The sequence below is a fragment of the Ancylomarina sp. genome (assembly GCF_041555295.1).
Taxonomy (GTDB): domain Bacteria; phylum Bacteroidota; class Bacteroidia; order Bacteroidales; family Marinifilaceae; genus Ancylomarina.
In genome coordinates this window covers 1-10,739 of sequence record NZ_JBFFKR010000107.1, presented here as the reverse complement: position 1 = coordinate 10,739, position 10,739 = coordinate 1, and the positions used below count along the sequence as shown (strand labels likewise).

Sequence of the window (10,739 nt, the reverse complement as noted above, 5' to 3'; positions counted from 1 at the left end):
CACATCGTACTGATCGAAACCAGACATCAATTGAGCCAATTTCTTATTCAGCTCGAAAAATAAGTTCACGCCTAAACTAAAGTTTGAAGCGTAGAAGAAGCCCTTACCCTCTTCACATCGAGACTTAACCCCCTCCAATTGCTCTAACCAACCTGTTGTACCAGAAACCACAGGCACACCAGCATCAAAACAAATCATATAATTCTGATAAGCGGAATCAGGATTGGTGAATTCAATAACAACATCAACACCTTTCAAATTTTCAATAGTCAAATCAACTTGATTATTTTGGTCGATAATTAAAGCAATATCGTGACCGCGATCACGAGCAATACTTTCAATTTCCTTCCCCATCTTTCCGTAACCAATCAGTGCAATTTTCATCTTTTTATATTTTGAAAGCCAATCCTGGCTCATAAATTTAAACTAACATTCACATTTAAACATAATAACAATATAAACATTAACACTGCTATCAATTTAAATTTCGAATATCAAAAATAGCAAATCAAAATAAGATTGCTGCATTTTGAATGCTTAATAAAACTTAAGTCTCTAAGTTTTTCGACGACCATTATATATCACACCATATATGAAAGATTTAGCCATCAAAATATTTATTCGCACTGAACCCTAGATTTGAAGCATAAATCTTATATTCATAGGTTGAAAAACACAATACATTTCGTCTTGTGTCATTATTAAATCCAATAACAAAATACACCGACTGTTCGCCGTTCTTTTTGATCTGGCTTAAGCGTTCTAAAACAATATTAATAGATGAATCAGACCATTACTTGCTTTCTGCCTGTGGGAACTCAGGAAGAAACCCGATCTACTATAAAAGAATTAAAAGACACAAACCTAGTTTCTGAAATATTCCTAATTGGAGATCCTGATTTCGAAGTAGAAGGAGCCAAATTCTTATCTACAAAGTCTCTATTATCAGGAGAAACAATTCATGAAATTGCTGAAAAGTCGATTTCTGATTTCACATTAATCTTTACAAAAACGAGTGCTCTTAAACTGGGCCAATTTGCCCTGAATCGTTTCGTTAAAGTAGCATTAGACACACAAGCAAGTTTGACTTATTCTGATTCTAAAGTCATTAAAAAAGGCCAAGTTGAGAACCATCCCGTAATTGACTATCAAGAAGGAAGTTTAAGAGATGACTTTGATTTTGGCTCATTGCTTTTCATCGATACAAAAGCTCTTAAAAAAGCATCTGTTTTGGTAGACAAGACAACTCAATATGCTGGTCTGTATTCTCTTCGTCTAGCACTTTCTGAACAATCTGGCCTGCTTCGAATTCCTGAATATTTATATACTGAGGAAGAAACGGACACCAGAAAATCCGGGGAAAAGATTTTTGATTATGTCGATCCAAAAAATCGTGAGGTGCAAATTGAAATGGAGAAAGTATGCACTGAATTTCTGAAACGAACCGGTGGCTATCTTGAGCCTAAGTTTACAGAGCTTGATTTTAATACAGAACCGTTTGAGCTGGAGGCATCGGTTATCATCCCCGTTCTCAATCGTGTCAAAACCCTTGAAGACGCTATCAAATCTGTACTGTGTCAAAAAAGCGACTTTGCTTTCAACTTAATCATAGTAGACAATCACTCAACTGACGGTACAACAGAGCTTATTCGAAAATATGCTCAACTGGATAAGCGAATTATTCATATTATACCAGAACGAAATGATTTAGGCATAGGCGGTTGCTGGAATGAAGCTGCCAACCATAAAGACTGTGGTCGTTTTGCCATACAGCTCGATAGTGATGACTTATACGTTGACGAGACTACTATTCAACAAATAATAGAAAGCTTTCATCAGGAAAGATGTGCCATGGTGATTGGTAGCTATCAGATGGTCAATTTTAAATTGGAAGAAATTCCTCCTGGATTAATCGACCACAAAGAATGGACACCTGAAAATGGAAGAAACAATGCCTTACGTATAAATGGTTTAGGAGCTCCTCGTGCTTTCTATACGCCAATTTTGCGAGAAACACCACTTCCAAACGTCAACTATGGTGAAGATTATGCCTTAGGCTTAGCCATTTCAAGAAAACACCAAATTGGCCGTATATACAATTCATTGTACTTATGCCGCCGCTGGGACGAAAATTCAGATGCTTCACTGAGCATTGAGAAAATGAATGCTCACAATAGCTATAAAGACAGAATTAGAACCATTGAGCTAAAGGCAAGACGAATTCAAAATTTATAAACATGAAATTCAAAGCACTATTCATTATTCTCGGATTAATACTGTTTCTAGCTTCCTGTCAAGCTAAAACTGATAAAAACAAGAGTGTTTTATCTCAGAATGAATCTCTACAAATTGATTCAATTGATATCGAACTATTTAAATCCTTGAGCCAGTTTATATCAGATCCATCATTTGAATCTCTTTCAAATGGAGAACTAATTATTGAAACAGGAAAACTATTTTTACAAACCCCTTATGTGGGTGGAACACTTGATAATAATGTGAAGGAAAAATTAACAATAAATTTACATCAGCTTGATTGCACCACCTATCTTGAGAATGTCTTGACTCTATCCATATTATCAAATAAATCTTCAACTAGTATTGATGATTTCTCAAATGAGTTGGAATTTATTCGCTATCGTAATGGAAAACTAAGTGGTTATACATCAAGATTACACTATTTTACAGATTGGATATTTGATAATGAAGAAAAAGGCTTGATCATTGATATGACTCAAAAAATTGGTGGCGAAGCTTATGACAAAACCATCGACTTTATGAGTTCACATTCAAGCTCATATCCTGCCATGATCAATGACTCATCACTAATTAGAACAATTATACAAACGGAAAAAGCAATTAATAATCGAAAACATTATTATATTCCTGAAGACAAAATTCAAGAGGTAGAAAATCAAATCAAAGACGGTGACTTGATTGCAATAACAACAAAAATAAAAGGCTTAGATGTTTCACACACCGGAATTGCCATTCATTTGAATGATCGTTTACACTTGATGCACGCATCTAGTAAAGCAAAAAAGGTTGTTATCTCAGACATCCCATTGGCTGAAATGATTCAAAATAATCGTTTACAATCAGGCATTATGGTATCAAGAGTCCTTTTAAAACAATAAAAATCAAATTAATTATTTTCTCTTAATGAGAATTACTTTTTATTTAAAAGAGAACTAATGCAAAATATCAATAAAGAAAACTTACAAGCTTTCTTAGGCGAACAAAAGGAAAATTGGCCTTTAGCTAAAACCAACTATAAAGGCTTAGAAAAAGTTGAAGAAAAAGAGTTTGAATTCGAAGGCTTTAAAATTAAGGTTCAGTATAATCCTCAACGGATAACATCCACTGCCGCTAAAGTAGATAAAGAGGCCATTGATAAAAGACCCTGCTTTTTGTGTAACGAGAACAGACCTGCAGAGCAAAAGAAAATGGAGCTGGAAAATAATTATAGCCTTTTAGTTAACCCCTTCCCTATCCTCAAAGAACATTTCACCGTTACTAAAAACGATCATACCGATCAGAACTTTGTTAATCACATTGCTGATTTAGTCAGTTTATCTGAAACTCTAGAAGGTTATTCTGTATTCTATAACGGGCCTAAATCTGGAGCATCTGCACCTGATCATATGCATTTTCAGGCTGGTGAAAACGACTTCATGCCTATTGACACAGAGTACTTCGAAAGAAAGAAAAACTATGGCAAACTAGTCAGTTGGAATGGACGATTCGAAGTGTATCGTTTCAACCACTACCTCCGAAAAATGATTAGCATCGAGGCGGATAGAGCTCAAGACATTATGAGTGCTAGTAAAATATTTTATCGTTATCTCGAAAAGCTACAAGCAGACGAAAAGGAGCCGATGCTGAATGCGATTTGTGTTTACAAAAACAATAAATATCGACTTCATATTTTCCCACGAAAAAAACACCGTCCATCTCAGTTTTTTGCTGAAGGGAAAGAACAGTTATTAATTAGTCCAGGCGCTGTAGATATGGGTGGTGTCATTATTACACCTCGAAAAGAAGATTTCGATAAGATCACAAAAGAAGATATCGTAAGCATTTACAAACAAGTCAGTTTAGATGATTTGGTCTTTGACAAACTATGTCATGATTTCACAAAACTGGTCATGATTTAAATTGTAAAGAACCAATATGCAAGAACCTAAAATACGTATAGGCATTATGTACGACGAGGAAATCTCATTCAAATTGAATGGGATTTACTCGCTTCATAAAAACGGGAAAAACTATACAGATACGCAAGTCATCAAATACCTGAATGGCAAAATCGAATTTGATGGTTTAATATACAAACCTGAAGAGCTGATTTTTAATCCTGAGAATTACGAAAACAACTCATTCGATTTATTTGACGTCACTATTGGCATCAAATTTCACTGGGAAAGAAAAGAGAATCAGTCCTTCAAAGGCAGCTTGCATTTTCTTCGTGAAGACGAGAAACTAACAGCAATCAATGTCCTTAAACTTGAAGATTACCTGGCAAGCGTCATTTCATCAGAGATGAAAGCGACTAGCAATATGGAGCTTTTAAAAGCGCATGCCGTTATCTCTCGCTCATGGCTAATGGCTCAAGTTTTAAAAGGAGAAGCCATACTAGCTTCAGATCAAGCCTATCAGTCTGTTACTGAAAATTCAGAAGAATTAATCAAATGGTACGACAGAGAAGACCATCACAATTTCGATGTATGTGCTGATGATCACTGCCAACGCTACCAAGGGATCACACGACAATCAAACAAAGCGGTTTTAAAAGCAATTGAAGCAACCAAAGGCATTATCCTAACTAGCGATGGTGAAATCTGTGATGCTCGCTTTTCGAAGTGCTGTGGTGGTGTTTCTGAAACATTTGAGAATGTTTGGGAACCCAAAGCACACAAATACCTGCAAGCTATTACCGATGGAAAAGAATCCGACTTAAAACTCGATTTAAGAAATGAGGCTAATGCTGAAAACTGGATTCATAGCTCACCAGATGTTTTCTGCAACAATAGTGATAAAGCCATCCTCTCTCAGGTTTTGAATGATTACGATATGGAAACACCTGACTTTTTTCGTTGGGAAGTTCGGTATACACAAGAGGAATTATCTGAATTAGTCAATAGGAAAACGGGGAAAGACTTTGGTCTCATATTAGATCTCATTCCAATAGAAAGAGGACTCTCAGGTCGAATCATTAAGCTAAAAATCATCGGTGAAAAGTTAAGTTTCATCATTGGTAAGGAATTAGAAATCCGAAAGGTTCTTTCCGAATCACACCTGTACAGCTCAAATTTCATACTTGAAAAAGAAAAAAAATCAACGGATTTTATATTGAAAGGTGCAGGTTGGGGACACGGTGTTGGCCTATGTCAAATCGGAGCTGCTGTTATGGGAGCTAAAGGCTATTCTCACGAAGAAATTCTATTACACTATTTTAAAGGTGCCGAATTAGAAAAAAGATATTAGAATTACATTTAAGCAATTGTATAGAATATGAATAAACAAACGAGATCACTCTGGGCATGGATTCCATCCCTTTACTTTGCAGAAGGGCTTCCTTATGTCATCGTAATGACGGTGGCCGTAATAATGTATAAGCGTTTGGACATTTCGAATACTGATATTGCTTTATACACATCTTGGTTATACTTGCCTTGGGTTGTTAAACCCCTTTGGAGTCCCTTGGTTGATATTATTAAAAGTAAGCGTTGGTGGATCGTTGCGATGCAATTACTCATCGGAGCAGCATTAGCAGGTGTAGCCTTCACAATCCCTACCACTAACTTTTTCAGAGCCTCTCTTGCCTTTCTTTGGTTACTCGCTTTCAGTTCTGCCACACACGACATCGCCGCTGATGGCTTCTATATGTACGGACTAGATAAGCACAAACAATCTTATTTCATTGGGATTAGGAGTACATTCTATCGTCTGGCAATGATTACAGGACAAGGTCTTTTAATAATACTTGCAGGTTTTTTTGAAGAAATAAAACTTTTCGGACAAAGTGAGAAAAGCATTCCATTAGCCTGGTCATTTACATTTGGAATCTTGACTGTCAGTTTTCTGATTATTGCCTTATATCATAAATTTGCTTTACCTAAACCACAAGATGATAATGAAAAAGAAGTAAAAAGCTTTTCGGATGTGTTTAATGATTTTGGAGAGACTTTTAAATCATTCTTTGGGAAGAAAAATATTTGGACAATTATCGGGATGCTTCTTTTCTATCGTTTGGGTGAATCTCAATTGGTAAAAATGGCATCTCCCTTTCTTTTGGATAGCAAAGAGATTGGTGGTCTGGCATTATCAACAGCAGAAGTAGGCATTATTTACGGAACGATCGGTGTTCTATCACTTACCATAGGAGGCATATTGGGCGGTTATCTGGCTTCTCGAAATGGACTCAAATATTGGATATGGTGGATGGTTTTAGCCATCAACCTTCCTAATCTAGTTTATGTCTATTTGTCACAATCATTACCTGATTCATTCATCCTTATAAGTATTTCTGTAGCGATCGAACAGTTTGGTTACGGCTTTGGTTTTACAGCCTTTATGCTTTATCAAATCTATGTTTCAGAAGGAAAACACAAAACAGCTCATTTTGCTTTTTGCACAGGATTTATGGCTTTAGGTATGATGCTGCCAGGAATGGTTTCAGGATGGATTCAAGAATTTATTGGTTACCAAAACTTTTTCATTTGGGTGATACTTTGTACAATTCCGAGTTTCATCATGATCAAGCTAATTGATGTTGATCCCGAATTTGGAATCAGATCTAGTATCAAAAAGTAATTTTTCAGAACAAAACGGTAAATGACGAAGAGCTAAGTAGTATCTTCAATACCAAATTAACTATTGAAGATATACACTATGAATCCACTCTTCCAATACATTATTGGTGAAACAGTCAAACGCCAACTTAAAGATAAACATCAAACCACATCTTCTGAAGAGTTTGACAGTATACTTATTAAAGCTAAAGTAGAATATACACACTTAATTAAAGAAAGTATTTTCATACTAATTGGCATACTATCTGCTTGTTTTGGACTAAAAGGTTTTCTTCTACCTAATGCATTTATAGACGGAGGTGTAACAGGAATCTCACTTATTGTAAGCGAACTAACAAACATCCCCTTATCAATCTTATTAGTTGTCATAAACATTCCCTTCTTACTAATGGCTTTCTCTACCATCAACAAACAGTTTGCGGTAAGAAGTATTATTGCGATTTTTCTACTTGCCATATCGGTTCACTTTATCCCGGTTCCAATTGTTACTGATGACAAATTATTAATTGCTGTCTTTGGTGGCTTTTTCCTAGGCGCAGGAATTGGATTAGCAATACGTGGAGGTTCGGTTATTGATGGAACCGAAATTTTGGCCATATTCATTAGTAAGAAAACATCATTAACCATTGGAGATGTTATCCTAGTGTTCAATGTGTTCATTTTCTTAATTGCAGCTTACGTATTTACCATTGAAACTGCCTTGTATGCCATGCTAACCTACTTGTCTGCATCAAAGACTATAGATTTTGTTGTATCCGGAATAGAAGAATATGTTGGTGTGACAATCATTTCTGACAAAAGCGAAGAAATTAGACTGGCTATAGTAGAAGAACTTGGACGAGGATGTACGATATATAATGGCAAAAAAGGATTTGCGCCCAAGGGACAGATGTTAGAACCAACAGAAATCGTATACACACTTGTAACAAGATTAGAATTAGTGAAACTTCAAACAGAGATCGATAAAATTGACAGAGAAGCCTTTACTGTTATGCATAGTATTAAAGACGCTAAAGGGGGAATGATAAAAAAAAGACCTTTGCATTAATTAGATTAATCCTTTTACAATTTTACGACTTCAACAAAGTTTAACGATCTTAGTTCTATTGAGAATTAGAACTATTATGGAATCGAACCTTTCCTATAAAGAAAAATGCGACTGAGCAAGAAGTAATTTCTGCACATACGTTAATCATGTTGATGGTTTTTCATCGAATGAAAAGACCCATCTCACGAAGGTCATCCTGAATGATAAGATATCCGGGATATTATACGTCAGTAGTGTCGACTTTATCAAGCGGGAATCCAAACTTTAATTCTAAATATAACGCATAAAAAAAGGACTTGCTCATGAGCAAGTCCTTTTCAAAGTAAAATAATCTATAATGCTATTTAGCTGCTTGAGCCTTTCCCACTACAGCTTTAAAAGCCTCTGGGTGATTCATTGCTAAATCGGCCAAAACCTTACGGTTGATCTCGATGTTAGCTTTATGCATTAATCCGATTAATTGAGAATATGAAAGACCTTCAAGTCTTGCAGCAGCGTTAATACGCTGAATCCACAATGCACGGAAATTTCCTTTTTTCTTTTTTCTATCACGGTAAGCGTACTGTAAACCTTTTTCCCAAGTATTCTTGGCAACTGTCCACACATTAGCTCTAGCACCAAAGTTACCTTTAGTTTGCTTAAGAATTTTCTTTCTTCTAGCTCTAGATGCTACAGAATTAACTGATCTTGGCATAATTTTAAATTTTAGAATGTTAGCGTTCCCATTAGGACTCTTTTGTGCTAAATCACTCGGTTAATAAACTGAAAAAATCAAAAAATGATTTTTCTACAACATGTTAAGCATTAACTTAACATTCTTCTGGTCAGATTTGCTTACAGCACCAAAATAAGTAAGATTTCTCTTTCTCTTTGTACTTTTCTTAGTCAAGATATGACTCTTAAAAGCGTGCTTTCTTTTGATCTTTCCAGATGCAGTCAAAGTAAATCTTTTCTTTGCGCTGCAGTTTGTTTTCATCTTAGGCATTGTACAAACTTATTGATTATATAAACTATACTACTTTTTCTTCTTTGGTGTGATAAACATTGTCATACGTTTACCTTCAAGTCTTGGTAATTGTTCAACCTTACCAAGTTCTTCAAGATCTTGAGCAAACTTCAACAATAAGATCTCTCCTTTATCTTTAAAAAGAATTGATCGACCTTTAAAGAATACAAAAGCTTTCACTTTAGCACCTTCAGCAAGAAATTTACCAGCATGCTTCAACTTAAAATTGTAATCATGTTCGTCGGTATTTGGACCGAAACGAATCTCCTTAACAACAACTTTAACGGCTTTTGATTTAATCTCTTTCTGCTTCTTTTTCTGTTGATAAAGAAACTTATTATAGTCGATTATTTTACAAACTGGTGGATCCGCACTAGGTGAGATCTCCACCAAATCTAATTCCTTATCCTGAGCAATTTTCAATGCTTCAGCAATAGTAAATACACCTGGTTCTACATCGTCACCGACGATACGGACACTACGGGCTCTAATCAACTGATTAATCTTATGTAGAGCCTCACGAGGTTTAAAAGCACCTCTTCTGTTTCTATTTTGAAATCCAGCTATGGCTAATTCCTCCTTTAGTTAGTTAGTAATTTGCAATAGAAGACATTTGTACTCCTACCTCATTATTTATTAATTCAGCAAATTCCTTAATTTGCATCGTTCCCATATCACCTTCTCCTTGTCGACGGACAGAAATCGTATTTTCAGACGCTTCTTTTTCACCTACAATTAGAAGATAAGGGATTTTCTTCAACTCATTATCACGTATCTTACGACCAATCTTCTCATTTCGGTCGTCTAACACGGCGCGAATATCGGAATTATTTAACGATTTTAAAACTTTTTTCGCATAATCATTATATTTTTCGCTGATCGGCATAATCACCGTTTGCTCAGGTGTTAGCCACAATGGAAACTTACCTCCAGTATGTTCGATCAAAACAGCAACGAAACGCTCCATAGATCCGAATGGCGCACGATGAATCATAATAGGACGATGTTTTTGATTATCGCTTCCTACATATTCCAAATCGAAACGCTCAGGCAAGTTATAGTCTACCTGAATAGTACCCAGTTGCCACTTACGTCCAATCGCATCCTTAATCATAAAGTCAAGTTTAGGACCATAGAAAGCTGCCTCACCATATTCCACTACTGTATTTAGACCTTTTTCTTCAGAAGCCTCAATAATTGCTTGTTCTGCTTTTTCCCAATTCTCGTCGCTACCAATATATTTAGAACTCTTTTCTTTATCACGTAAAGAAATTTGTGCTGTATATTCTGTAAAGTTAAGCGCTTTAAAGATGATAAAGATAATATCAATCACTTTTTTGAATTCATCTTTCAACTGATCTGGTGTACAGAAAAGGTGAGCATCATCCTGAGTAAAGCTTCTTACACGTGTTAAACCGTGAAGTTCACCACTTTGCTCATAACGGTAAACGGTTCCAAATTCAGCAAAACGAACAGGAAGATCCTTATATGAACGAGGCTTAAATTTGTATACTTCACAGTGATGAGGGCAGTTCATCGGTTTCAACAAATACTCTTCTCCCTCTTGAGGCGTTTTTATTGACTGAAATGAATCTTCACCATATTTATCGTAATGACCAGAAGTCTTATATAAGTTAATATTACCAATATGAGGTGTTATAATTTGCTCATAACCGAATTGCTTCTGAACACGTTTCAAGAATGTCTCAAGACTTTCTCTTAACTGAGCTCCCTTTGGCAACCACAATGGCATTCCCTGACCTACATTTTGAGAGAAAGTGAAAAGTTCCATTTCCTTACCCAATTTACGGTGATCACGTTTCTTAGCCTCTTCCATCATCACTACATACTCATCCAAATATTTTTTCTT

11 protein-coding genes are annotated in these 10,739 nt (G+C 35.7%); 6 read left to right on the top strand and 5 right to left on the bottom strand.

Annotated elements, in window-relative coordinates:
• Positions 1–384, bottom strand: a 384-nt coding sequence (locus tag ABY905_RS09305; RefSeq protein ID WP_372642858.1) for a 4-hydroxy-tetrahydrodipicolinate reductase, incomplete at its 3' end; no start/stop codon positions are given.
• A gap of 396 nt (positions 385–780) precedes the next feature.
• Between ABY905_RS09305 and ABY905_RS09300 the strand changes: the two genes are divergently transcribed.
• The 6 genes from ABY905_RS09300 (at position 781) to ABY905_RS09275 (ending at position 7,863) form a co-directional block, all read left to right on the top strand.
• A complete protein-coding gene (locus ABY905_RS09300; RefSeq protein WP_372642856.1) occupies positions 781–2,235 on the top strand; it encodes a glycosyltransferase family 2 protein in 1,455 nt (484 codons plus the stop codon).
• Between the two features lie 2 nt (positions 2,236–2,237).
• Entirely contained in the window at positions 2,238–3,137 is a 900-nt protein-coding gene (locus ABY905_RS09295) for an N-acetylmuramoyl-L-alanine amidase-like domain-containing protein (protein ID WP_372642854.1), read from the top strand.
• 57 nt (positions 3,138–3,194) lie between these two features.
• The gene (locus ABY905_RS09290; protein ID WP_372642851.1) at positions 3,195–4,157 is read left to right on the top strand and encodes a DUF4922 domain-containing protein; all 963 of its coding nucleotides are present in this window, start codon (positions 3,195–3,197) and stop codon (positions 4,155–4,157) included.
• 16 nt (positions 4,158–4,173) lie between these two features.
• Positions 4,174–5,487, top strand: coding sequence for a SpoIID/LytB domain-containing protein (locus tag ABY905_RS09285; protein WP_372642849.1), 1,314 nt, complete (start codon positions 4,174–4,176; stop codon positions 5,485–5,487).
• Positions 5,488–5,514: 27 nt separating this feature from the next.
• Positions 5,515–6,816, top strand: a complete 1,302-nt coding sequence (locus tag ABY905_RS09280) for an AmpG family muropeptide MFS transporter (protein WP_372642847.1) — start codon at positions 5,515–5,517, stop codon at positions 6,814–6,816.
• Positions 6,817–6,894: 78 nt separating this feature from the next.
• Entirely contained in the window at positions 6,895–7,863 is a 969-nt protein-coding gene (locus ABY905_RS09275; protein WP_372642844.1) for a YitT family protein, read from the top strand.
• Positions 7,864–8,203: 340 nt separating this feature from the next.
• Here ABY905_RS09275 and rplT read toward each other — a convergent pair whose 3' ends face one another.
• The 4 genes from rplT to thrS all read right to left on the bottom strand — a co-directional run.
• Positions 8,204–8,557: a 50S ribosomal protein L20 gene (gene rplT / locus ABY905_RS09270; protein ID WP_372642842.1), complete on the bottom strand. Its 354-nt coding sequence runs from the start codon at positions 8,555–8,557 to the stop codon at positions 8,204–8,206.
• A gap of 93 nt (positions 8,558–8,650) precedes the next feature.
• Positions 8,651–8,848 carry a 50S ribosomal protein L35 gene (gene rpmI, locus ABY905_RS09265; RefSeq protein WP_372642840.1) on the bottom strand — a complete coding sequence of 66 codons (198 nt, stop codon included), beginning with the start codon at positions 8,846–8,848 and terminating at the stop codon, positions 8,651–8,653.
• 30 nt (positions 8,849–8,878) lie between these two features.
• Entirely contained in the window at positions 8,879–9,436 is a 558-nt protein-coding gene (gene infC / locus ABY905_RS09260) for a translation initiation factor IF-3 (protein ID WP_372642860.1), read from the bottom strand.
• 22 nt (positions 9,437–9,458) lie between these two features.
• A partial coding sequence (thrS, locus tag ABY905_RS09255) for a threonine--tRNA ligase (RefSeq protein ID WP_372642838.1) occupies positions 9,459–10,739 on the bottom strand: 1,281 nt, incomplete at its 5' end.

Bases quoted from the DNA above. Each gene is read 5' to 3' on its own strand.
- ABY905_RS09285 (WP_372642849.1), top strand. From the start codon at position 4,174: ATGCAAGAACCTAAAATACGTATAGGCATTATGTACGACGAGGAAATC.
- ABY905_RS09275 (WP_372642844.1), top strand. From the start codon at position 6,895: ATGAATCCACTCTTCCAATACATTATTGGTGAAACAGTCAAACGCCAA.
- rplT (WP_372642842.1), bottom strand. From the start codon at position 8,557: ATGCCAAGATCAGTTAATTCTGTAGCATCTAGAGCTAGAAGAAAGAAA.
- ABY905_RS09290 (WP_372642851.1), top strand. From the start codon at position 3,195: ATGCAAAATATCAATAAAGAAAACTTACAAGCTTTCTTAGGCGAACAA.
- ABY905_RS09280 (WP_372642847.1), top strand. From the start codon at position 5,515: ATGAATAAACAAACGAGATCACTCTGGGCATGGATTCCATCCCTTTAC.
- ABY905_RS09300 (WP_372642856.1), top strand. From the start codon at position 781: ATGAATCAGACCATTACTTGCTTTCTGCCTGTGGGAACTCAGGAAGAA.
- rpmI (WP_372642840.1), bottom strand. From the start codon at position 8,848: ATGCCTAAGATGAAAACAAACTGCAGCGCAAAGAAAAGATTTACTTTG.
- ABY905_RS09295 (WP_372642854.1), top strand. From the start codon at position 2,238: ATGAAATTCAAAGCACTATTCATTATTCTCGGATTAATACTGTTTCTA.